Origin of the sequence: Sulfitobacter sp. BSw21498 (assembly GCF_006064855.1) — a bacterium.
Classification (GTDB): domain Bacteria; phylum Pseudomonadota; class Alphaproteobacteria; order Rhodobacterales; family Rhodobacteraceae; genus Sulfitobacter.
On the sequence record NZ_CP040753.1, the window covers coordinates 913,242 to 936,769 of the forward strand.

Consider the following 23,528-nt stretch of genomic DNA (forward strand, 5'->3'; position numbering starts at 1 on the left):
CCGCCTACATAAAGCTGTCGGGTTCGGCTGCCTTGCGGTCGGCGACAAAGGCATCCAGCGCCGCGCGGGTATCAGGGTCCATCTCGGGCTGCACATAGTCGCCCAACAGCTTTTCAACCCGCGCCGCCGCCAGTGCTTGCGTATCGCGCGCGCCTTCGTCCGACCATGTCTCGAACGGCTTGTAGTCCAGCAGATCGGATTTCCAGAACGCTTCCTTAAAGTTGGCTTGGGTATGGGCGCAGCCCAGATAATGCCCACCGGGACCAACTTCGCGGATCGCGTCCATTGCTTGCGCATTTTCATCAATTTGCACGCCACGCGCCAGATGGTGCAAAGCGCCCAATTGGTCGGCGTCCATTACAAACTTCTCGAACGACGCAACCAGTCCGCCTTCCAGCCAGCCGCAGGCGTGCAGCATAAAGTTCACACCCGATAGCAGCCCCATGTTCAGGCTGTTGGCTGTTTCGTACGCGGCTTGCGCATCGGGCAGCTTTGACCCGCAGAACGACCCCGAAGACCGGAACGGCAGGTTCATCCGCCGCGCCAGTTGCCCCGCACCATAGGTGATATGCGCGGCCTCCGGCGTCCCAAAGGTTGGCGCGCCCGAATTCATGTCGATCGAGGTCACAAACGCGCCAAAGATCACCGGTGCGCCTTTGCGGATCAGTTGGCTATAGGCGATGCCGGCCATTACCTCTGCCAGAACCTGCGTCAGCGTCCCGGCGACGGAAACCGGCGCCATCGCACCGCCAACAATAAAGGGCGAAATGATCGACGCCTGATTGTTCTCGGCAAAAACCTTGAGCGCCCCCATCATCACGTCATCAAAGGTCAGGGGCGAGTTGATGTTGACCAGCGATGTCATGACCGTGTTCTGGTCGACAAAATCGGCCCCGAACAGGATCTTGCACATATCCACCGAATCCTGAGCACGGCTGGGTTCAGTCACCGACCCCATGAACGGTTTGTCGCTCAACGTCATATGCGCGTGCAACATATCCAGATGGCGCTTGTTCACGGGCACATCCGTGGGTTCGCAGACTGTGCCGCCAGAATGGTGTAACCATTTGGACATATAGCCCAGCTTCACGAATTTATTGAAATCATCCATCGTTGCATAGCGACGGCCACCGGCGGTATCGCGCACAAATGGGGGGCCATAGACCGGCGCCAGCACCAGATTGCGCCCGCCGATTTCGACGTTTCGGGCGGGATTGCGGGCATGTTGGGTGAATTGCGACGGAGCGGTCTTGCACAGCTCGCGCGCCAGCCCACGTGGAATACGCACACGGTCGCCGGTCACATCGGCCCCGGCCTCGCGCCACAGCGCCAATGCCTCAGGGTTGTCAGGAAAGTTTACGCCGATTTCTTCCAGTACTGTATCGGCATTATATTCAATGACCTCCAGCGCTTCTTCGGTCAGCACCTCATAGTTGGGAATGTTGCGTTCGATGTACTTTGCTGTCTCGAACGACACCGCCGACCGCGCTGCCCGCCGTGCTGCACCGCCACCACCGCGCCCGCGTCTTGCTGATTCCGCCATGAGGTATTCCTTTTCGCCAAAACTGAGGTCTAGCTACCCCATTCGCGCAGCGGCCTTTACGCGGATTACGGCCTTAGAGGTCAAAAACCGACATCCTGATCCGCCGCCCGTTCATTTTGCGAAATAAACTCCGGGGGTCTGGGGGCTGGCCCCCACTCCACTCTTGCCACGCAGGCCATCCGCCCATAATCAGTCTGCATGACAGATATCTCCCATGACCGCCTTCTCATCATCGACTTCGGCAGCCAAGTCACCCAGCTGATCGCCCGCCGTTTGCGTGAACTCAATGTGTTCTGCGAAATCCACCCGTTCAACACGGTGGATGATGCCTTCCTCAAGGATTTTGCGCCCAAGGCGGTGATCCTGTCCGGGGGGCCATCTTCGGTTTTTGCCGAAGGTGCACCGATGCCACCGCAATCCGTGTTCGACCTTGGCGTGCCGATCCTCGGCATTTGCTATGGCCAGCAGGTGATGATGCATTGTCTGGGCGGCAAGGTTGAACGGGGCCACGGCACCGCTGAATTCGGCCGCGCCTATGTGACACCCTCTGAGGCACGTCTTGAATTGCTTGAGGGTTGGTTCCTGACCGAAAAAGAACAAGTCTGGATGAGCCACGGCGACCACGTCAGCGCCATCGCCCCCGGTTTCGAAGTCTATGGCACTTCGCCGCATGCCCCCTTTGCGGTGACCGGTGACGTTTCGCGCAACTTCTACGCTGTGCAGTTCCATCCCGAAGTCCACCACACCCCCAACGGCGCGCGCCTGTACGAAAACTTTGTCCGTCTCGCGGGCTTCAAGGGCGACTGGACAATGAGCGCCTATCGCGAGGAAGCCATCGCGGCGATCCGCGAACAGGTCGGCGATCAAAAGGTCATCTGTGGTTTGTCCGGCGGGGTCGATTCCTCTGTCGCTGCAGTGCTGATTCACGAAGCCATCGGCGACCAGCTGACATGCGTCTTTGTGGACCACGGCCTGCTGCGCAAGGGCGAGGCCGAAGAAGTCGTGACCATGTTCCGCGACAACTATAAGTTGCCGCTGATCCACGCGGAAGAGCAGGAGCTTTTTCTTGGCCAGCTTGACGGCGTCTCGGACCCGGAAACCAAGCGCAAGATCATCGGCAAGCTGTTCATCGACGTGTTCCAGAAACACGCCAAAGACGTCGGCGATGCGACCTTCCTGGCGCAGGGTACACTTTACCCGGATGTAATTGAATCCGTGTCCTTTTCGGGCGGTCCATCCGTCACGATCAAATCGCACCACAACGTCGGCGGTCTGCCCGAAAAGATGGGGCTGAAACTGGTCGAACCTTTGCGCGAACTCTTTAAGGACGAAGTGCGCGAGCTGGGACGCGAGCTGGGTCTGCCGCCGTCGTTTATCGGTCGTCACCCCTTCCCTGGACCAGGCCTCGCGATCCGCTGCCCAGGCGAAATCACCCGCGAAAAGCTGGACATCCTGCGCGAAGCCGATGCGGTCTATATCGACCAAATCCGCAAACACGGGCTTTATGATGATATCTGGCAGGCCTTCGTGGCAATCCTGCCCGTGCGCACCGTCGGTGTCATGGGCGATGGCCGGACTTATGATTTTGCCTGTGCACTGCGCGCGGTGACATCCGTCGACGGGATGACTGCGGATTACTATCCGTTCACCCATGAATTCCTGGGCGAGACAGCGACGCGGATCATCAACGAGATCCCCGGTATCAACCGTGTGACCTACGATATCACGTCGAAACCTCCCGGGACCATTGAATGGGAATGATCTGAATGGCTTTGATCGGCCGCATGACGAAGATGCCTCCGGCGGGGATTTTTTTCCATTTGGAAAATAGACCATGACCCCGACGCTTAGGGCGGCTTCGTGGATGATGGGGTCGATCACATCGTTTTCTGCGATGGCGGTCGCCGGGCGCGAGCTTGGCGGCCACCTCGATACCTTCGAGATTATGATGTACCGATCGCTGGTCGGGGTGATCACCGTCTTTACGCTGGCCAGTTTCTACGGCACGTGGGGGCAGATCAACCGGCGTAACTTCGGGATACAGATCGGGCGCAATCTGGCGCATTTTACTGGCCAAAACCTGTGGTTTTACGCGGTCACGGTGATCCCGCTGGCGCAGGTGTTCGCGCTTGAATTCACGTCTCCGCTTTGGGTGATCGTGCTGTCACCCTTTATCCTTGGCGAACGGCTGACCAAAGTGCGGGCCTTGGCAGCGGTGCTTGGATTTGTTGGCATCCTATGTGTCGCGCGCCCCACGATTGCCGGCCTGAACGCGGGGGTGATTACCGCCGCTTCATCGGCGATCTTCTTTGCGCTGACGATCATGTTGACCAAACGTCTGACGCGTACGCAGACGATCACCTGCATCCTGTTCTATCTGACGGTAACGCAGCTGGTTTTTGGGGTGGTCATGGCCGGCTATGATGGGGAAATTGCGGTGCCGGATACCGCACAGATGCCATTGCTGTTGTTGATCGGGATTGCGGGGCTCTTGGCGCATTTCTGTTTGACCAATGCGCTTTCCATTGCGCCCGCGACGGTGGTCGTGCCGATAGATTTCGTCCGCCTGCCTTTGATTGCCGTGATCGGGATGCTGCTTTACGCCGAGGCCTTGGATATCTGGGTCTTCATCGGTGGCGCGATTATCTTCGCAGGCAATTATTTGAACCTTTGGGTCGAAGCCCGGCGTACGGCGTAACGAAACTGCAACAGTTTTGCGACAGCCTCGCTGGCTTCCCCTTGGTCAAGAATTGACAGATTGACGCACCCTGCCGTTCAGTTGCTCTATAACTTGTAGCCGCGACCCCGTGGCTGCATCGCTTCTGGGGAGGAGTATTCTACGATGATGTATCGAGTAATCGCAATGGCAGCCCTGTTGGGCAGCGCATCCACGGTGTACGCGGGTGGCATCGACAGGTCTGGTCAGTCGATCACGGCCTTGTTTGAGAGCGGCCGCTATGCTGAGTTTAGCCTCGGGTCGGTGTCGCCTGACACGTCAGGTGTTGGTGCAGGGCCTCGGTCTGCTGTTGCGCCGACGCCGGGTGCGAATTCCGGCAACATGACGGACAACTTCTTTACCTTTGGTGCCGCCTACAAGGCCGACATCAATGATCAGCTTTCCTATGCAATCATCTATGACCAGCCCTTTGGCGCTGATGTGGATTATCCAGCGGGCACTGGCTATTTTGCCCAAGGGGCAAATGCTGAGTTCAACAGTAATGCGCTGACAGGCCTGCTGCGGTACAAAATGCCGAATAACTTTAGCGTCCACGGCGGTATTCGTGTCCAGACAATCGAAGCGAGCGCTGCCATCCCTTTCATTGGGAACTACAGCGTCGATGGCGACCGTGATACTGGTTTGGGCTATGTCGCCGGTGTTGCCTATGAAAAACCTGAGATCGCGCTGCGTGTGTCTTTGACCTATAACTCCAAGATCAAATACGATGTCAGAACATCCGAGAATTCAGTTCTCGGGTCTAATGTAACAGAGACAAAGGTTGAGACCCCTCAGTCCGTCAACCTCGAGTTTCAAACTGGTGTCGCAGCAGACACGCTTGTCTTCGGTGGTGTCCGGTGGGTTGACTGGTCGTCGTTCGAGATTGCGCCAAACGATTATGGAAGGCTGACTGGTGGCGGCAAGCTGCTGAGCTACGAAGATGACGTCTATACCTACAGCCTAGGTGTCGGTCGCCGTCTGAACGACACATGGTCCGTCGCCGCAGTTGCTGGCTATGAAAAATCCAACGGTGGTTTCTCGAGCAACCTCGGCCCGACTGATGGTAACAAGAGCCTCGGTCTGGCAGCGACCTATACCCGCGACAGCATGAAGATCACAACGGGCATCCGTTACATCAACATCGGCGATGCGGAAACAACGCTCGGGGGCGGGCAAACAGCAGCGGTCTTCGAAGACAATGATGCCGTCGCAATCGGCGTAAAAGTCGGCTTTACTTTCTAAGCCCTACCACACCGAACCCGATATCAGCCCGCCGCAGCATTGTGGCGGGCTTTTTCGTGGGAATGCGGTCACTGGCGTCTTGTGTCTGGCTGCGGTACTCATTGCGAAACAAGACGTTCCAAGGATGACGACCGATGCTTTACCCCTCTGCCGATGCGTGGCGTGCTGCGCTGCATAAACATGTGCTGGTCTTTGGCATGTCGGGACTGGGCAAGACGCATATGGCGCATTTGTTGCGGCAGTCGGGCGACTGGTTCCACTATTCCATCGATTACCGGATTGGCACCCGCTACTTGGGCGAAACCATCGCAGATAACGCCAAGGCCGAGGCGATGAAGGTGCCCTTCCTGCGCGATCTGTTGCTGAGCGATAGTATCTATATCGGGTCCAACATCACCTTTGATAACCTGTCGCCTGTCGCCACCTGGTTGGGCAAACCCGGTGATCCGGCCAAGGGCGGGTTGCCCATGACGGAATATGCGTTGCGGCAAGAGGCGTTCAAACAGGCAGAGATCGCGGCGCTGCGTGACACCGGTCACTTCGCCCGCCGTGGCGAGATTCTGTATGGGTACCCGCATTTCATCTGTGACACCGGCGGATCGATCTGCGAATGGGTGGACCCCGACGACGATAATGATCCGCTGATGCAAACGCTTTCGGCGGAATGTCTGCCGGTCTGGATCAAGGGCGACGATGCCCACACCCAAGAGCTGATCCGCCGTTTTGACAAAGCGCCCAAACCGATGGCCTACCAGCCGGAGTTTCTGCTTCGTGTCTGGCAGGAATATTTGAAAGAATACAATTCCCAAGAGGATGATGTCGATCCGGATGCCTTTATCCGCTGGACCTATGCCCAAGCGTTGGCCCATCGACAGCCGCGCTACGAGGCGATGTCGCGTTGGGGCGTGACTGTGACCGCTGATCAGGTGGCCCAGCTTAGGACAGAGGCAGATTTTATCGATCTGATCGCGGGGACGTTAGACGCGTGACCCTTGGCGCCCTTTGCGCGGGCGCTTATCTAAAAGCGGCGCAGAGAATTCAAGCAATGACCCAAGACGTGGAATACTGACATGCCGATTAAACTGCCTTCCGACCTGCCTGCCTATGACGTGTTGACGCGCGAGGGTGTCATGGTGCTGGACGAGGAAATGGCGGCGCGTCAGGATATCCGTCCGCTGCGTATTGCCTTGCTCAACCTCATGCCCAAGAAAATCCAGACCGAGAACCAGTTCGCACGGCTGATCGGGGCCACACCGCTGCAAATCGAATTCAGCCTGATCCGTATGTCGGACCACCAGTCGCGCAATACCGCCGCCGACCACCTTGAAAGCTTCTACCGTCCCTTCGAAGAGGTCACGGACGAAAAATTCGACGGTCTGGTCATCACCGGCGCGCCGATCGAACATCTTGATTTCGACGATGTCACCTATTGGGAAGAGCTCACCCGCGTCTTTGATTGGACGCAAACCAATGTCCATTCGACCTTTGGCGTATGCTGGGGCGGCATGGCGATGATCAATTATTTCCACGGCATCAATAAACACCTGCTGGAAGATAAAGCGTTCGGGTGCTTCCGGCACAGCAATCTTGAGCCGTCTTCACCCTACCTGCGGGGGTTTTCGGATGATCTGGTGGTGCCTGTCAGCCGCTGGACTGAAATGCGCGCAGCAGAGGTGGACGCGGTGCCAAGCCTGACAACCTTGCTGGGCAGCAAGGAAGTCGGCCCCTGTCTCGTTGAAGATGCCGGCCACCGCGCGCTGTATATTTTCAACCACCTAGAATACGACCGCGACACGCTGAAGGACGAATATGACCGAGACGTCGCCCAAGGCACGCCGATCAACGTTCCGTGCAATTACTACCCCGACGACGATCCCACGCAGGTACCGCTGAATCGTTGGCGCAGCCACGCACATCTGCTCTACGGCAATTGGATCAACGAGATCTACCAGACGACCCACTATGACCTGAACGACATTGGTCGTGGTCCTTTTGGGACGTAACATGCTGTTTATTCTGACAATGATTGCGGTTGTGCTGGGGCTGGTCATCTTGGTGCAATGGCGGGCCAGCACGCGCGAGGCCGCAGCGGACGCCGCCTCCCCCCCGACTGGCGAATTGATCGATATCGACGGCGTCACCGTGCATACCAAGGTGCAAGGCAGTGGGCCGGATCTGGTGCTGATCCACGGGGCCTCTGGCAACATGCGGGATTTTACCTTTGATATGGTGGACCGGCTTGCCGACCGCTACCGCGTGATCCTCTTTGACCGCCCGGGTCTCGGGTGGACAGGCAATCTGCCGCAACACGCTGGCGCATGGAATGCGACGGCAGCCACGCCGGCGGAGCAGGCAGCGTTGTTGCAAAAGGCCGCCGACCGAATTGGGGTGACCTCGCCGATTGTGTTGGGCCACAGCTATGGCGGGGCGGTTGCGCTGGCTTGGGGCCTCTCGCGTCCCGATGAAACGGCGGCGCTGGTGCTTGTCTCTGGTGTCTCAGAGCCGTGGGAGGGTGACCTTGGCTGGCAGTACAAAGTAACTGGGTCTGCCTTTGGGTCCGGCGTCGTGATCCCGTTGGTCACCGCCTTTCTGCCCCAGGGGTTCATCCGCGCCAGTGTCAACGCCATCTTCGCGCCGCAAGATACACCCGACGGCTATAATGACCATATCGGCACAGGTCTGGCCCTTCGCCGGACATCCATGCGCGCCAATGCGCAGCAGGTAAACACTTTGCTGCCCGAGATCAAAAAGATGGTTTCGCAGTATGCCACGCTGACCATGCCGATAGAGCTGATCCACGGGAACGCAGACACCATCGTCCCGCTAGAGGTACACGCCGCCATTGCGACCCCGCAACTGCCCGATGCGAGACTGACCACCCTGCCCGGTATCGGCCATATGCCGCAACATGTCTCTCAACCCGAGGTCCTCGCGGCCATCGACCGCGCGGCTGCACGTGCGGGTTTGCGCTAGGGCGCAGAACGCTCCATAAGTTAGGGTGAACAGAATTTTTGAGGAGGCCCCCATGGACCTGCCCTTTGATGGTGCGATCAGCGCCTTTTTTGAAAACGATGCCCCCGCGCCGATCAACAAAGCGATCAAGCGCGCCGATAAGGATGACATCCTCAGCAACAGCTACCCCCATTCCGAACGTCTGGGACGCAAGCAGTATGACCGCGAAATGGACCGCGTTCAGATCGAACTGGTCAAACTGCAAGCATGGGCCCGCGACACCGGCACGCGCATCGCAATGATATTCGAGGGGCGTGACGCGGCAGGCAAAGGTGGCACCATTGCGCGGTTCCGTCATAATCTGAACCAACGCGCAGCCCATGTGGTAGCCCTGCCGAAACCCACCGAAACCGAAGCCGGACAGTGGTATTTTCAACGCTATATCAAGCATTTGCCAACGGCAGGCGACATGGTGTTTTTCGACCGTAGTTGGTACAATCGCGGCGTTGTCGAACCGGTGTTCGGCTTTTGCACCGACGCCGAACGAGAGGCGTTTTTCGAACAGGTCGTGCCGCTTGAAAAGATGCTGGTGGACGACGGGCTGCATCTGTTCAAATTCTGGCTGAATGTGGGCCGCGGCGAACAGCTGCGCCGGATGCTTGCCCGCGAACACGACCCGTTAAAACAGTGGAAGCTCAGTCTGATCGATGTCGAAGGCTTGGCAAAATGGGATGAATACAGCGCCGCGATCAAAGAGACTTTGCAGCGCACCCATACAGCCCGCACACCTTGGACCGTGATCCGCTCTGACGACAAACGTCGCGCGCGGCTGGCCGCCATTCGTACCGTGCTGCATGCCTTTGACTACGCCGATAAAGACCCAAAGGCGATTGGTACCATTGACGACCAAATTTGCGGTGCCCCCGATATCTGGGATGCCTAAACGCGGCTATCACCACGGCAACCTCCGACAGGCGCTCATCGACGGCGCGCTTAAGCTGATCGAGGATCGCGGCCCCACAGGGTTCACGCTGTCAGAGGCCGCAAAGCAGGCGGGCGTGACCCCTGCCGCCGTCTATCGCCACTTCGAAGGCCGCGAAGACCTGATCGCCGAAGGCGCGCTGCAAGGGTACGATATCTTTGCCGAACTGATGGAGGCGGCTTATCAATCCGGCCAACCCTCGGCGTTAAAGGCGTTCGAAGCGACAGGCCGTGCCTACCTCGCATTTGCCCGCGATCACCCTGGCCATTACATCGCAATGTTCGAAAGCGGCATCTCGGTCAACCGCACCACCGATCTGGCCGCTGCAGCGGCGCGTGCCAGTGGGGTGCTTGAACAGGCCGCGAGCGATCTGAGCCAGCATATCCCCATTGAAAAACGCCCGCCCGCGTCCATGTTTTCGGCCCATATTTGGGCACTGAGCCACGGGGTGGTTGAACTTTTTGCGCGCAACTCCCCGGGTCGTGCGTCACCGTTCCCGGCAGATGAACTGCTGGAAAGCGGCATCGGCATTTACCTTCGGGGCCTCGGCCTGATCGGCCCCGACGACTGAACCGCTTATCCGGCCAGAGCTTTCGCCGCGATCTCGAACGACTTTACGCGCGCGGCATGGTCATGGATCTGCCCTGTCAGAATCAGCTCGTCCGGTTGATATTTCGCAATCATATCAGACAGCTGACGTACCACAGTTTCGGGGCTACCTACGGCTGTGACGCGCAATGCCTGATCGACAGCCTGCCGCATCTGAACGCCGACCTCGGCATCAATATCACGGACCGGACGCGGCAACTTGCCCGGAGTGCCGGTGCGCAGACGCACGAACGCTTGCTGCATGGATGTGCGCAGGTAAGCTCCCTCTTCATCCGTATCGGCAGCAAATACATTCGCCGCGAGCATGAAATGCGGTTTTTCCCACTGGGCGGATGGTTTGAAATCGCGGCGGTAGATCGCCACAGCATCCTCTAACGCGTCTGGCGCGAAATGCGAGGCAAAGGCATAGGGCAGACCGAAATGCGCAGCCAGTTGTGCGCCATAAAGCGACGACCCCAAGATCCACACCGGCACATGGGTGCCCTGTCCAGGATGGGCCATGACGCGTGCACCGGCAGGGGCGTCTCCCAAATAACCGATCAGCTCGGCTACATCTTCGGGGAACCGGTCGCCCCCCTGCATCCCACGCCGCAATGCATGATACACCGCCTGATCCCCGCCGGGCGCGCGGCCAAGGCCCAGATCGATCCGGTCACCATGGATCGTGGCCAATGTTCCAAATTGCTCTGCAATGGCCAAGGGCGCGTGGTTGGGAAGCATGATCCCCCCCGCGCCGACGCGGATAGTCGAAGTATGATCAGCGACATGCCCGATCAAAACCGATGTCGCAGCCGATGCGATACCTGGCATGTTGTGATGCTCTGCCATCCAATAGCGATGGTAGCCTGCAGCCTCGGCACGCTTCGCCAGATCAATTGTGTTTGCAATGGCTTGGCGGGCATCTGATCCTTCCGGCACGGGGGAAAGATCAAGAACTGAAAATCGCATGGGAGGGCTCCGTTTTTACGTATCCTTTACCTAAGCACGCTGCCTTGAAAACAAAACCACCTCGCCCGCTTCATTTTGCGAAATAAACTCTCCCCGAAGGGTCGGCTGGCCCCATGCTTACACGAAAAAGGCCGCCCCATACCGGAGCGGCCTTTTCCAAATACTGTAAAGTAAAGCTTAACGCTTGGAGAACTGGAAGCTCTTACGCGCTTTTGCACGACCGTACTTCTTACGTTCAACAACACGGCTGTCGCGTGTCAGGAAGCCTGCCGCTTTCAGCGCGCCGCGCAGCGAGGGATCATAAAGCTGCAGTGCTTTGGAAACACCGTGCTTTACCGCGCCCGCTTGACCGGACAGACCGCCACCTTTCACAGTTGCAACAACGTCAAACTGACCGTCGGTGCCTGTGATGGTGAATGGCTGTGCCAGGATCATCTGCAGAACGGGGCGTGCAAAATATTCGTTTTGCGGCTTGCCGTTTACGATGACTTTACCGGAACCTGGTTTGATCCAGACGCGGGCAACCGCATCTTTACGCTTACCGGTTGCATAGGCACGGCCAAGCGCGTCACGAACGGGCTCGCGCGGGGTCATGTCAACTTCTGTACCCTGAACGCCACCGATGTTCTCGGTTACGGCCGCTTCGAGGCCTTCGAGTGTTTTGATTTCATCAGCCATGCTTATGCACTCCGCGTGTTTTTAGAGTTCATGGATTTCACGTCCAGAACCTCGGGGCTTTGCGCCTCGTGGGGGTGTTCGGAACCCGCGTATACGCGCAGGTTGGTCATGATCTGGCGGCTTAGACGGTTGCCGGGCAGCATGCGCTTGACCGCTTGGGTCACAACGCGCTCCGGGTGTGCACCTTCGAGGATCTGAGCTTTGGTGCGCTCTTTGATCCCGCCGGGGTGACCTGTGTGCCAGTAGAAGTTTTCTTCACGCTTCTTGCCGGTCATCTGGATCTTCTCGGCATTGATGACGATGACGTTGTCGCCGCAATCCATGTGAGGTGTGAAAGAAGGCTTGTGCTTGCCGCGCAGACGAGTGGCAATGATCGATGCAAGACGACCAAGGACGACGCCTTCAGCGTCGACGATGATCCATTTCTTGTCGATATCTGCCGGTGTTGCAGAAAAGGTTTTCATGGAGGGAATTCCCGTTAGTTTGGTGAAAGGGTCCGAAACCGAACCCCGCTATCTGATGGCTGGGTTATAACCATGCCCCTCGCCACGTCAAGCGCGGCTTTTGCTATTTTTATGTTTAAAAACAATGCCCTACAAATTAGGTATTATTTTACCCCATAAAAATCACACGCTCAGCTGCTCTGGCGGGGAGTCCAGCAGCTGACGCAGCCGCATGATCGCATCTTCAAAGCTGTGCAGCGCGACGCCGGCGTTGATCGCGAGGCGCACAGCATGAGGCGCGCGGGCGTCGCGGCAAACAAATTCTTCGGCTGACCGGATTTGCACGCCTTGCCCCTCTGCCGCCTGACAGAACGCCCCTGCCCGCCAGCCAACAGGCAGGCTCAGCCACAAGAATGGCACATTAATCCGCCACGCCACATCATAGCCGCCCAGAATATTGACCGCGCTTTGCACATAGGCGTTAAAGCCCTGTCGCGTGCCTTCAGCAATCGCGTCGATGTCCGGATGCACGAGCAGCTTTGCGCATAGATCAATCAGCGGGGTCGCGAGGCCGAAGCAGTTGTATTCAGCCACACGACGCAGATCAGGCGTGCGCTGGCGCGGGCCAATAGCAAAGCCGATGCGCAGCGCAGGTGTTAGGGTTTTAGCCAGCGACGATACATACCACCCGCGTTCAGGCGCCAACATCCGGTAGGTGGGCGCGCGCTCTACCCGCATCCGATAGCAGTCATCCTCGACGATCTGTATGTCATGTTTCCGCGCGACCTCGACCAGCGCCTCGCGGCGGGCGACAGGGGTGAAGCCGGCGGTTGGGTTATGTACTTCCGGTGAGGTGCAGAAGATCTGGACGTCATGATTTCGCGCCGCTTCATCAAGCGCTTCGGGGATCACGCCGTCTTTGTCCATCGCGATCGGGATAACATCAGCCCGTAGAAGCTCCCCCGCCCGTCGGAAGCCGGGGTAGGATAGCGCTTCTATGGCGATGGCGGGCCGGCGTCCTTGCAGAATGGATTGAAACACCAGCGACAGCCCGTTCTGACCCCCATGAGACAGGATCACATCCGCCTCAGTGAATGACCCCAGCGGTGTCCCAGCCAGCCATTTGACGACCGCTTCGCGCGCAGGACGGGCGCCGGTACGGCTTGGGTAATGCATCACACCCGATGCCGGATCCTGTGCGACCTCTGCCAGCAACGTGCGGATCAAGGTGGCCTGCCCCGCGGAGGGTAAGTGAGGCGAGAACATATTCACCGCATAGGTGTCGGCGGGGTAATTCTTGGTGCCCTGGTGCACATGGTGGGCAATGACATCCATTTCGATCGGGCTGTTGCGGTCGGGTTTCTTGGGCGGCAGGGCAACAAACGTGCCGCGCCCGACCTCTGCCTGCAACATCCCGCTGTCAGTCAACATCGTATAGGCCCGTGCCACGGTCCCCGGTGTCACCCCCAGCTTCCATGCCAGTTCTCGGACCGGGGGCAGCTTTTCACCCGCCGTCAGGCCACCGTTTGCGATGCCGTTTCGTATCATTGTAACAACGGCTTTGTATTTAGGTCCTGGCCCATCAATGCGCTCGGGATGCCAAATTGTACCCATTACAATGTTTTCCTTTTCAAAATGTATCGTATTTTGTACCCCTTCACTACGACAAAATGTAACATTGTGTCAATACAATTTAAAAATAGGAGACTCTCATGACACAGACCCTGACCCTTTCCCACGATACAGTGGCGATCCTGAACCAGCGCAGCACGCCGTTCGCTGCTGTTCTAGCGGTCAAATTTGCGGTTTGTGTTACGAAAATGGCATCGCGTCGCCATACCCGCAAAGCGCTCGCACAGCTTGAGCCGTGGCAGTTGGCAGACGTGGGACTCACACCGCGACAGGCTCATGATGAGTCTATTCGGGTGTTCTGGAAAGCGTAACGTCCCTGTGGCGCAGTCCAGACCTCTTCACTCGGGCCGGTATATACCGGCCCTTTTTTCGATTGTACTAATCAAAAAGTGATACAATTAGCGTGGTGGAATCGCATAGGTAAGCGAGGCCCGCGCGACAGGGTCGTCCAGCCCGTCGGAATAAACCAGCACATCACAGATCGACAGCAGTTTACCGAGCTTGAGCAGCCGCGTTTTGGCGATCAGATCGGTATTCGCCGCAGGCTTGCGCATAAAATCGATGGAGCAGTTTGTCGTCACTGCCAGCGCTTTTGGCCCGATCCGCGCAAGTGTCATCAGATAGGCGCTGACATCCGCGAGCGCGAAAATTGATGGCCCCGACACGGTCCCGCCGGGGCGTAGGTGGCGGTCGGCGGTCAGCAGGCGCGTCGTTAGATCTGTTTCTCCCACGTGATCAATCGCAAAGTCATCGGCAACCTGCTTGAACACGTCCTTCATAAAAACCGAAAGCGCATCGGCATCCATCATGATCGGCATACTTGTCCTCCCTCATATGTCGCGGTTAGGCTCTGGTAAAAGCGGGAGGGGTGCAAGATGACAATCGTTGAAATGGAATGTGACGGTGCGGTAGCACGGTTAACGATGAACGCGCCGGCACGGCTGAATGCGCTGTCAGACGAAATGCTGGCCGCGTTGCAATCGCGCCTGGACGAGATCGCGCATCGCCCCGACATAAGGGTTGTCATCCTCGCCGGCGCGGGCAAGGTATTTTGCGCCGGTCATGACCTCAAACAGATGACGGCATTGCGCGCGACGCGCGATAACGGGGCCGCGGGGTTCAAGGATCTGTTCGACCGATGCGCCCGCCTCATGGCGCGCATCCAGTCCCTGCCCCAGCCCGTGATCGCTCAGGTCCACGGTATCGCAACCGCCGCAGGATGCCAGTTGGTGGCGACCTGTGATATGGCCGTCGCGGCCGACGACACGCGTTTTGGCGTCAACGGGGTGAACATCGGCCTTTTTTGTTCGACCCCGATGGTCGCGCTAAGCCGCAATATCCCGCGCAAGCAAGCGTTCGAAATGCTGACAACGGGCGCGTTTGTCGACGCTACCCGTGCCCGCGAGCTTGGGTTGATCAACCGCGTCGTTGCGCCGGACCAGCTCAGGGCCGAGACCTCTGCCCTTGCTCGGCAGATCGCGGACAAATTGGGCACGGCCGTTAAGATCGGGAAACAGGCGTTTTATGCGCAGCTCGCCCTGCCGGTTGCGCAGGCCTACGTCTATACCGGCGACGTCATGGTGGAGAACATGCTTAATCCTGATACCGCCGAAGGCATCGCTGCGTTTCTGGAGAAACGCGCGCCGGACTGGGATCAGTAGGACAGAAACAGACTGTTTCCAAAGCCCCGCAGAATGCTCACATTTTCGTGCTTTCAATTCAGGCGCTTTTGTGGCACAAATAAGACAAGGTATCTGCCTTGATGATTTTGGGTCGCCGATGGCGGAAGGTCCCTCCAGGTCAGCCTCTCACTGACCGACCGTTCCCGTAGCGGCGACCCCAAAAATCCCCCCTCCTTGATATGCGATGAATTCAGGTGGCTGTGTCGACCGCGGCCTGAGCCATGTTTCACCTCGCAGACACCACTGGCTATTGCGCCGCGCCAGCCCCTGCCCTACATCGCAGGCATGACACATACACTCCATATCATCGGCGGCGGCATGGCCGGATCAGAGGCCGCTTGGCAGGCTGCAAACGCAGGCATTCAGGTTGTGCTGCATGAAATGAGGCCAAAGGTTGGCACATTTGCGCATCAAACGGGACTATTGGGAGAGATGGTTTGCTCCAACTCCTTCCGTTCCGATGACGATGAACAGAACGCTGTGGGCCTGCTTCATTGGGAAATGCGGGCTGCGAACGGGTTGATCATGGCCACAGCGGAAAAGCACCGCCTGCCCGCGGGTGGCGCCTTGGCGGTGGACCGTGATCCTTTTGCGCAATCGGTGACAGATGCGCTGATGGCGCACCCCAATATTTCTGTCGAATACGGAGAGATCACCGACCTGCCCCGCGACGGCCACTGGATTATTGCGACCGGCCCGCTGACCTCGGGTGATCTGGCGCAATCTATTGCAGCCCAAACCGGTGCCGAGGCGCTGGCCTTTTTCGACGCCATCGCGCCGATTATCTATCACGACAGCATCGACATGAGCAAAGCGTGGATGCAGTCGCGCTATGACAAGGGCGAAACCGAGGAGGAGCGCACTGCTTACCTCAATTGCCCGATGACCAAGGACCAATACGAGGCGTTCATCGACGCGCTCTTGGCCGCCGATAAAACCGAATTCAAAGAAGGCGAAACCGCGGGCTACTTTGACGGCTGTCTCCCGATCGAGGTGATGGCAGAACGGGGTCGTGAAACCCTGCGATTTGGTCCGATGAAGCCCGTAGGCCTGACCAACCCCCATGATCCCGACACCAAAGCCTACGCCGTGGTGCAGCTGCGCCGCGATAACAAGCTGGGAACATTGTATAATATCGTCGGCTTTCAAACCAAGATGAAATACGGGGCCCAGACAGAGGTGCTTCGGATGATTCCGGGGCTGGAAAATGCTTCCTTCGCCCGCCTTGGGGGCATTCACCGGAATACTTTCCTCAATTCGCCCACCCTGCTGGATGATCAGATGCGCCTGCGCAGCCAGCCGAATGTACGTTTTGCGGGCCAGATCACCGGCGTCGAAGGGTATGTTGAAAGTGCCGCAATGGGATTGCTTGCGGGGCGTCTTGCGGTGGCTGAAATCAACGGCGAGGCTGCAACGCCGCCGCCTCCGACGACGGCGACAGGCGCATTGATCACTCACATCACCGGGGGTGCGGATGCAAAAACCTTCCAGCCGATGAACGTCAACTTCGGTCTGTTCCCACCGGTAGAGGGCTTGAAAGCGGGACGCCGCGGGCGCAAGGATCGCTATAAGGCTTATACTGATCGCGCCAAAGTCGACTGGCAGGACTGGCTGGACAGCAGCGCCCCCACTGCATGAGCTTTTGCACCCGGTTTGCGCCATCGCCCACCGGGCCGCTGCATCTGGGGCACGCCTATTCTGCGCTGGTAGCTCACGATATGGCGCGCGCACAGGGAGGTAGATTTCTCCTCCGGTTCGAGGACACGGATCTGGAGCGGTCAAAGCCGGAGTATGTGGCGCAAGCGCTGGACGATCTGGCGTGGCTTGGCATCACGTGGGATGCACCTCCCTTGATGCAATCAGCGAATTTTTATTTTTACAATCAAAGTGTTGAGGCACTTACTTCACGTGGCCTGACATACCCATGCAGGTGCAGTCGCAAGGATATCGCCGCCGCATTAGCAGCCCCGCAAGAAGGCGCGCCGCATACGGTTTATCCCCAAACCTGCAAAGCGCGTAGCATGGCGGAGCGTGATGCCGGCGATGCCGTCCGCCTTCATATGGACCGTGCGCTGGACCAGGCTTCGGCTGGGCTGGGTTTCATCGAAGACGGGCCCCTGCACTGCGGCGTACATCCCATTGATCCGGTAACACTTTTGGATGAAATCGGCGATATTGTCATTGGCCGCAAGGATATCCAGACCGCAGCGTATTTCCTCGCCTCGGCCCTTGATGACATCCGCCAGACCATCACCCACGTGGTCCGCGGCGTTGATCTTTTTGAATTCACGCAGGTTCAGATTTTGCTGTTGGATTTGCTGGGTCACACCCCGCCGCGCTATCACCACCACGATCTTATTCGTGATGATGATGGCAAGAGACTGGCAAAACGTGACGATGCGCGCGCGATCTCTGTATATCGGAAAGACGGCGCGTCACCGGATGATATTCGTTTTCTGATAGGGCTTTAGAGGCTATTTATCATTCATCACATCAAGCGTGATGCGTTCAATGCCGTCTTCGACAACCGTATAAAAACAGGTCCGCCGCCCTGTGTGACACGCCGCGCCGGTCTGGTTCACCTTGACCAGCAAACAGTCGCGGTCGCAATCGATGCGCAGTTCAACCAGCTCTTGCACATGGCCGCTGGTGTCACCCTTGATCCAGAACGACTGGCGTGACCTGCTCCAGTATGTGACGCGCCCGGTATCCAGCGTCTGGCTTACGGCCTGTGCATTCATCCAGGCCATCATCAATACCTCGCCCGAAACCGCATCCTGGGCGATTGCGGGGATCAGCCCTGCTTCGTTGTATTTCAAGGTGCTGGTGTCAAAGTCCATGGCCAAGCCTTCAGTTTATTTTTGCATCATCCGCGTGGAAGCTTATGTAGGGATTAACGGCGGAAAGGAACAGCCATGAGTGACGACACAGACCTGATCAAGCTCTATTCAGCGCGGATATTGGGGCTTGCGGCTGATATCCCGCATGTGGGCCGCCTGGACAAACCAGACGCCAGTGTGACACGCCGTTCGCCCCTTTGCGGATCAACAGTGACCGTCGACGTGGTGGTCAAAGACGGAGAGCTGGCCGAAATGAGACAGGACGTCAAAGCCTGCGCGCTTGGACAAGCCTCTGCCGCTGTGGCTGGGGCTGCGGCAGTTGGCGCTTCCCTCGCGCAGATCCAAACGGCGCGTGACCAGCTGAAGGCGATGCTAAAGGGCAAAGGCCCTGTGCCAGATGCGCCCTTTGACGGGTTCGAGGTACTGACCCCCGCTGTCGCTTATAAAAACCGTCACGCGTCGATCCTGCTTACGATTGAAGCGTTGGCCGAAGCGATGGAACAGACCCAAACGGTCGCGCAGAACGGATAAGCTGTACTGTAGGGACACCGGCCGCGGCGCTGCAGCGCCGTTAATGCGCCTTGATCGTTCATTTGCCACTACATGACTGCCAAAAAAAACGCCGCACATCCCGATAGGATGGCGGCGTAAGGATGCGATGACCGTGAAGGCTCGTTTTGATCCGCGTCAGAGGGGACAACTCTGGCACAGGGACGAAGATATTGCGGACTTCGCCAACGCATAAAGTTTGGGACAGATGCGCGGGCTAGATCAAAACGACACGGGGTACGCAGGCAGAAGTCAAACGAAGGCGGGAAGGTGCAGGCCGACCATGAGGATAACAACCAAGGCAGCCGCCCCTGCGGCGTCTTGCAACAGCGTGTCTTTCGACCGTTTAGCAATGGCTTTGACTGTAAGGATCGTGGTCATGTGCGTTCTCCCGTTTCCGTTGCCTATTTGTTCTCATTTTCACGCCTCTGTGTAAAGAACTTTATGAGAACAAAAGAGAACAAAATGGGATTTTCGCGTTAACCCACTGATATTAAACGTATCGCTTCATCCTGCCGCATCAGCCACAAAAGCAGACGTGCCTCCGTACCGCGCGGGGTCGTCAATTCAGGGTCCACCGCGAGCAGCGCCCGTGCATCTGATTGGGCCACCTGCATCAGAGCGGCCTGTTTCTCTAGGTCTGCGACCCTGAACCGTGGCACGCCCGATTGCGCCGTCCCGATCAGATCGCCGGTGCCGCGCATCTTCAGATCGGTTTCAGCGATCACAAACCCGTCCTCACTTTCACGCAGAACCTCGAGCCGCTGACGGCCGGTTTCGCTGAGCGGGGCCTGATACATCAGCAAACAGGTAGAGGCCGCCTGCCCGCGTCCCACACGCCCGCGCAACTGGTGTAGCTGTGCCAGACCAAAGCTTTCGGCGCGTTCAATCACGATGATGCTTGCGTTTGGCACGTCGACGCCAACCTCGATCACTGTTGTGGCGACCAGCAGCTTGGTCTCGCCCTTCTGAAAGGCGCGCATCGCGGCATCTTTGTCCGCAGGGGGCATTTGCCCGTGGACCAAACCAACAACGCCCTCGCCCAAGGCCGCGCGCAGGTGCTTGAATCGCGCCTCGGCAGCGATCAAATCGCTGACCTCGCTCTCTTCGACCAGCGGACACACCCAATAGCACTGTCGCCCCTCGCTTATCGCCGCGCGCAGGCGGGTGACGACCTCTTCCATGCGGTCGGTCGCGATCAGTGCTGTGCGGATTGGTTTCCGGCCGGGCGGCTTTTCGTCCAGCACAGAGACATCCATATCGCCGTATTGCGCCAGAGCCAGCGACCGCGGAATCGGCGTGGCTGTCATTACCAAAACATCGACCGCCTGCCCCTTTTTACCAAGCTCAAGCCGCTGGCGCACCCCGAACCGATGCTGTTCATCGACCACTGCCAGCCGCAGATCACCAAAGGCGACGTCCGCTTGAAACACCGCATGAGTGCCGACCAGGATCTGGATCGCGCCATTTTCCAACGCAGCAAGCTTCGCCCGTCGTTCTGCCCCCTTGTCGCGCCCCGTCAACAGTTCAAGCACGACACCCGCTTGTCCCGCCAGGGGTTGCAGCCCTTCAAGGTGTTGACGTGCAAGGATTTCCGTCGGTGCCATCAGGACACCCTGTCCGCCCGCCTCGACCGCGCGCAAAAGCGCCATGAACGCAACCAACGTCTTGCCCGCCCCCACGTCCCCCTGAAGCAAACGGTTCATCCGCGTACCGCTGGCCATGTCGCTTGTGATCTCGCCAATGGCGCGGGTCTGCGCACTGGTCGGTGCATAGGGCAACGCCTTTAGCACGCGCTGCTGAAGCGTGCCGTTGCCAATCGTTTCGCGCCCGGCCTTACGCCGGTCTTTGGCCCGCGCGAGGGCGAGCGTCAGTTGATGGGCCAGCAATTCATCATAGGCCAACCGCGCCCGTGCCGGCGCGGCAGAAGACAGATCGGCCATGTCGCCCGGCGCATGGGCCTGCTGCAGGGCGTCGGCGAAATCGGGCCAGTCTTCTTGTTTTTTCTGATTGTGATCAATCCATTCGCCAACCTCTGGCGCACGCGACAGCGCGGCACGGGTGGCTTTGTACATCAGCTTTTGCGTAATCCCGCTGGTCAGCGGGTACACCGGTTCAAACGTCGGAATATCGTCCGCCTCTGCTTCGGGAACGACGAAATCAGGGTGGACCATCTGGGGGATGCCATCAAAGAGCTCGACCCGTCCCGACACGATACGGCGCGACCCTTCGGGCATCTGCCGCTTCCAGTAATCCCCACGGGCATGGAAAAAAACCAGCTGAAAGGCGGTGGCGCTGTCCTCGACATGAATACGGTAGGCACCGCCTTTATTCGCGGGCGCGCGGTGCGCCCCAACGGTAACAGCGACCGTCACCGTCGTGGGCAGGATCGCATCTTGAACCGAGCCTTGGAGCCGCCGGTCGATGCCGGAATAGGGCAACGTAAACAACAGGTCACGCGGTGCCATCACGCCAAGATGGGCGAAGTTCTGCGCGGTTTTCGGCCCGACCCCCTCAAGCGTTTCCAGCTTGGAAAATAAAGGGAACAGCGCTTCGGGGCGGCCCGTCATGCGTCTGCGATCAGCGCAAGCCAGCCGTCCTCATCCATCGTCTGAACGCCTAGATCAGCGGCCTTTTTCGCTTTGGACCCGGCCCCAGGGCCCGCCACCAGAATATCGGTTTTGGCGCTGACAGAACCCGAGACCTTGGCCCCGAGCCGTTCCGCCCGCGCCTTGGCCTCTGCGCGGGTCATTTTTTCCAGCGTGCCGGTAAAGACGACGATTTTGCCCGCCACAGGCGATCCGTCAGTATCAGGGCGCGCCACATCCTGCACCGAGAGTTCTGCGACCAAACGGTCGATCGATGCGCGCTCGGCCTCTTGGGCGAAAGTGTTGACCAAAGATTGCGCCATCACTTTGCCGACCCCATCGATTCCGATCAGATCGTTCCAAGCGGGCCCGTCACCTGTTTTGGCCTGCTCCATCGCGCGCTCGAACGCTGTCCAGCTGCCGTAATGTTGTGCGATGAGATTAGAGGCCGCTTCCCCCACGTGTCGGATACCAAGCGCAAAGATCACGCGGGACAGCGGAATTTTCCGCTTATCGTCAATGGCTTGGAACAGCTTGTCAGCAGATTTTTCACCCCAGCCGTCGCGGTTTTTCAACTGCTGCATGCCGCTTCCAAAGCGGGACTTCAGCGTGAAAATATCCGCGGGCTCTGCGACCCAGCCGTCGGTATGGAACTGTTCGACCTGTTTCGCGCCCAAGCCGTCAATGTCAAAGGCCCCCCGCGAGACGAAATGTTTCAGCTTTTCAACCGCTTGCGCCGGGCAAATCAGGCCGCCCGTACAACGCCGGACGGCGTCGCCTTCTTCGCGTATGGCGTCACTGCCGCATTCGGGGCAACGTGTGGGGTATACGAAAGGGTCGGCGTCTTCGGGTCGTTTGGATAGGTCCACATCTGCGATCTTGGGGATCACATCGCCTGCGCGGTACACCTGCACCCAATCGCCGATGCGCACGTCTTTACCTTCGCGTATAGTGGCCCCTTTGCTGTCCAGCCCTTTGATGTAATCCTCGTTGTGAAGCGTCGCGTTCGACACGACGACACCTCCCACCGTCACAGGCTGTAATCTGGCCACGGGCGACAGCGCACCAGTGCGCCCGACCTGAATGGTGATATCCTCGAGCCGGGTCCAAGCAAGTTCGGCCGGGAATTTATGCGCAATCGCCCAACGGGGGGTTGTTGATCGAAAGCCAAGCCGATCTTGCAGGGCAAGGTCATTCACCTTGTAGACCACGCCATCGATATCATAGCCTAGCGTCGCACGTCGCTCTTCAATCTTGCGGTAGTGGGCGATCATCGCTTGCGGACCGTCGCACAGGGTGGTCAGGGGGTTGGTGTCAAATCCGAATTCTTTCAGTCGCGCGATCGCCTGATACTGCGTTTCGGCCAGCGGTTCAGACAACGCACCCCATGCATAGGCAAAAAAGGCCAATGGCCGCGCGCGGGTAATTTCAGCATCCAGCTGACGCAAAGACCCTGCGGCAGCGTTGCGTGGGTTGGCGAATACCTTACCGCCATTTGCAGTCTGGCGGGCGTTCAGCGCCTCAAAGTCATCGTGCCGCATATAGACTTCGCCGCGCACCTCAAACAGATCCGGTGCGCCCTCGATCCGTGTCGGGATTGTGCCAATCGTGCGCGCATTCGCGGTGACATTTTCCCCCACCGCACCGTCGCCGCGCGTGGCAGCCTGAACCAGATCGCCCTTCTCATAGCGCAACGACAGCGAGAGCCCGTCAATCTTTGGCTCGGCGGTAAATGCCAATGGCACCCCCGCCGGTAGCCCCAAATACTTACGAATGCGCGCGTTGAAATCGACAACGTCATCATCTTCGAACGCATTCCCCAAGGACAGCATCGCCACGTCATGCCGGAGCTTGCTGAACCCTTCCGCCGGGGCAGCACCAACCTTGTCGCTGGGGCTGTCGGCGCGTTTCAAAACAGGAAAACGGTCTTCGATCGCCTTATTCCGCAGCTTCAGGCGGTCGTATTCCGCGTCCGACAGATCTGGCGCATCCTGCGCGTGATACGCCTTATTCGCACGGCTTAGCAGGTCAGCCAGCCGCGCCAATTCGGCCTTTGCATCCTCCTGAGAGAGATCCTGAAGTGCGGTTTTATCAGTCACGGTTTGCCCCAGCCTACTGTTTCGA

The 23,528-nt window shown here is 58.4% G+C and carries 23 protein-coding genes; 13 read left to right on the forward strand and 10 right to left on the reverse strand.

Annotated elements, in window-relative coordinates; translation table 11 throughout:
* Nucleotides 1–4 precede the first annotated feature (4 nt).
* Nucleotides 5–1,543, reverse strand: coding sequence for a trimethylamine methyltransferase family protein (locus tag E5180_RS04475; protein WP_138923339.1), 1,539 nt, complete (start codon nt 1,541–1,543; stop codon nt 5–7).
* A 198-nt stretch (nt 1,544–1,741) separates the two neighbouring features.
* Between E5180_RS04475 and guaA the strand changes: the two genes are divergently transcribed.
* The 8 genes from guaA (at nt 1,742) to E5180_RS04515 (ending at nt 10,006) form a co-directional block, all read left to right on the forward strand.
* Nucleotides 1,742–3,304 carry a glutamine-hydrolyzing GMP synthase gene (gene guaA / locus E5180_RS04480; protein ID WP_138923340.1) on the forward strand — a complete coding sequence of 521 codons (1,563 nt, stop codon included), beginning with the start codon at nt 1,742–1,744 and terminating at the stop codon, nt 3,302–3,304.
* A 73-nt stretch (nt 3,305–3,377) separates the two neighbouring features.
* Entirely contained in the window at nt 3,378–4,241 is an 864-nt protein-coding gene (locus tag E5180_RS04485) for a DMT family transporter (protein ID WP_171048896.1), read from the forward strand.
* A gap of 144 nt (nt 4,242–4,385) precedes the next feature.
* The gene (locus E5180_RS04490) at nt 4,386–5,501 is read left to right on the forward strand and encodes an OmpP1/FadL family transporter (RefSeq protein ID WP_254700528.1); all 1,116 of its coding nucleotides are present in this window, start codon (nt 4,386–4,388) and stop codon (nt 5,499–5,501) included.
* A 134-nt stretch (nt 5,502–5,635) separates the two neighbouring features.
* Nucleotides 5,636–6,490 carry an ATPase gene (locus E5180_RS04495; RefSeq protein ID WP_138923341.1) on the forward strand — a complete coding sequence of 285 codons (855 nt, stop codon included), beginning with the start codon at nt 5,636–5,638 and terminating at the stop codon, nt 6,488–6,490.
* Between the two features lie 81 nt (nt 6,491–6,571).
* Nucleotides 6,572–7,504 (forward strand): homoserine O-acetyltransferase MetA, encoded by a 933-nt coding sequence (gene metA / locus E5180_RS04500; RefSeq protein WP_138923342.1) that lies wholly within the window; start codon nt 6,572–6,574, stop codon nt 7,502–7,504.
* A gap of 1 nt (nt 7,505) precedes the next feature.
* Entirely contained in the window at nt 7,506–8,474 is a 969-nt protein-coding gene (locus tag E5180_RS04505; protein WP_138923343.1) for an alpha/beta fold hydrolase, read from the forward strand.
* Nucleotides 8,475–8,526: 52 nt separating this feature from the next.
* Nucleotides 8,527–9,396 (forward strand): polyphosphate kinase 2, encoded by an 870-nt coding sequence (ppk2, locus tag E5180_RS04510; protein WP_138923344.1) that lies wholly within the window; start codon nt 8,527–8,529, stop codon nt 9,394–9,396.
* Entirely contained in the window at nt 9,389–10,006 is a 618-nt protein-coding gene (locus E5180_RS04515; RefSeq protein ID WP_138923345.1) for a TetR/AcrR family transcriptional regulator, read from the forward strand. Before ppk2 ends, E5180_RS04515 begins: the two co-directional genes overlap by 8 nt.
* A gap of 5 nt (nt 10,007–10,011) precedes the next feature.
* Here E5180_RS04515 and E5180_RS04520 read toward each other — a convergent pair whose 3' ends face one another.
* The 4 genes from E5180_RS04520 to E5180_RS04535 all read right to left on the reverse strand — a co-directional run bounded on the left by E5180_RS04520 (nt 10,012) and on the right by E5180_RS04535 (nt 13,727).
* The gene (locus E5180_RS04520; RefSeq protein ID WP_138923346.1) at nt 10,012–10,992 is read right to left on the reverse strand and encodes an LLM class flavin-dependent oxidoreductase; all 981 of its coding nucleotides are present in this window, start codon (nt 10,990–10,992) and stop codon (nt 10,012–10,014) included.
* 177 nt (nt 10,993–11,169) lie between these two features.
* Nucleotides 11,170–11,670 (reverse strand): 30S ribosomal protein S9, encoded by a 501-nt coding sequence (rpsI, locus tag E5180_RS04525; protein WP_093732203.1) that lies wholly within the window; start codon nt 11,668–11,670, stop codon nt 11,170–11,172.
* Nucleotides 11,671–11,672: 2 nt separating this feature from the next.
* Nucleotides 11,673–12,134: a 50S ribosomal protein L13 gene (rplM, locus tag E5180_RS04530; RefSeq protein ID WP_093732202.1), complete on the reverse strand. Its 462-nt coding sequence runs from the start codon at nt 12,132–12,134 to the stop codon at nt 11,673–11,675.
* 162 nt (nt 12,135–12,296) lie between these two features.
* Complete coding sequence (locus E5180_RS04535; protein ID WP_138923347.1) at nt 12,297–13,727, reverse strand: aminotransferase-like domain-containing protein; 1,431 nt, start codon at nt 13,725–13,727, stop codon at nt 12,297–12,299.
* A 98-nt stretch (nt 13,728–13,825) separates the two neighbouring features.
* On the opposite strand from E5180_RS04535, the gene E5180_RS04540 reads away from it, so the two are divergent.
* Complete coding sequence (locus tag E5180_RS04540) at nt 13,826–14,056, forward strand: DUF1127 domain-containing protein (RefSeq protein ID WP_093732200.1); 231 nt, start codon at nt 13,826–13,828, stop codon at nt 14,054–14,056.
* A gap of 87 nt (nt 14,057–14,143) precedes the next feature.
* Here the strand turns inward: E5180_RS04540 and E5180_RS04545 are convergent, their stop codons facing one another.
* Nucleotides 14,144–14,563, reverse strand: coding sequence for a PaaI family thioesterase (locus tag E5180_RS04545; protein WP_138923348.1), 420 nt, complete (start codon nt 14,561–14,563; stop codon nt 14,144–14,146).
* 57 nt (nt 14,564–14,620) lie between these two features.
* On the opposite strand from E5180_RS04545, the gene E5180_RS04550 reads away from it, so the two are divergent.
* The 3 genes from E5180_RS04550 (at nt 14,621) to gluQRS (ending at nt 17,898) form a co-directional block, all read left to right on the forward strand.
* On the forward strand, nt 14,621–15,406 hold the full coding sequence (locus E5180_RS04550) for an enoyl-CoA hydratase (RefSeq protein ID WP_138923349.1): 786 nt from the start codon (nt 14,621–14,623) through the stop codon (nt 15,404–15,406).
* Between the two features lie 306 nt (nt 15,407–15,712).
* A complete protein-coding gene (trmFO, locus tag E5180_RS04555; RefSeq protein WP_138923350.1) occupies nt 15,713–17,065 on the forward strand; it encodes a methylenetetrahydrofolate--tRNA-(uracil(54)-C(5))-methyltransferase (FADH(2)-oxidizing) TrmFO in 1,353 nt (450 codons plus the stop codon).
* Nucleotides 17,062–17,898: a tRNA glutamyl-Q(34) synthetase GluQRS gene (gene gluQRS / locus E5180_RS04560; RefSeq protein WP_138923351.1), complete on the forward strand. Its 837-nt coding sequence runs from the start codon at nt 17,062–17,064 to the stop codon at nt 17,896–17,898. Before trmFO ends, gluQRS begins: the two co-directional genes overlap by 4 nt.
* A 3-nt stretch (nt 17,899–17,901) precedes the next feature.
* Here the strand turns inward: gluQRS and hisI are convergent, their stop codons facing one another.
* Nucleotides 17,902–18,267: a phosphoribosyl-AMP cyclohydrolase gene (gene hisI, locus E5180_RS04565; protein WP_138923352.1), complete on the reverse strand. Its 366-nt coding sequence runs from the start codon at nt 18,265–18,267 to the stop codon at nt 17,902–17,904.
* 75 nt (nt 18,268–18,342) lie between these two features.
* On the opposite strand from hisI, the gene E5180_RS04570 reads away from it, so the two are divergent.
* A complete protein-coding gene (locus E5180_RS04570; RefSeq protein WP_138923353.1) occupies nt 18,343–18,798 on the forward strand; it encodes an iron-sulfur cluster assembly scaffold protein in 456 nt (151 codons plus the stop codon).
* 270 nt (nt 18,799–19,068) lie between these two features.
* Here the strand turns inward: E5180_RS04570 and E5180_RS15990 are convergent, their stop codons facing one another.
* From E5180_RS15990 to ligA, 3 genes are all read right to left on the reverse strand, one after another.
* On the reverse strand, nt 19,069–19,197 hold the full coding sequence (locus tag E5180_RS15990) for a hypothetical protein (protein WP_302664656.1): 129 nt from the start codon (nt 19,195–19,197) through the stop codon (nt 19,069–19,071).
* A gap of 98 nt (nt 19,198–19,295) precedes the next feature.
* Nucleotides 19,296–21,386 carry an ATP-dependent DNA helicase RecG gene (gene recG / locus E5180_RS04575; protein WP_138923354.1) on the reverse strand — a complete coding sequence of 697 codons (2,091 nt, stop codon included), beginning with the start codon at nt 21,384–21,386 and terminating at the stop codon, nt 19,296–19,298.
* Nucleotides 21,383–23,503, reverse strand: coding sequence for an NAD-dependent DNA ligase LigA (ligA, locus tag E5180_RS04580; protein WP_138923355.1), 2,121 nt, complete (start codon nt 23,501–23,503; stop codon nt 21,383–21,385). Before ligA ends, recG begins: the two co-directional genes overlap by 4 nt.
* Nucleotides 23,504–23,528 lie beyond the last annotated feature (25 nt).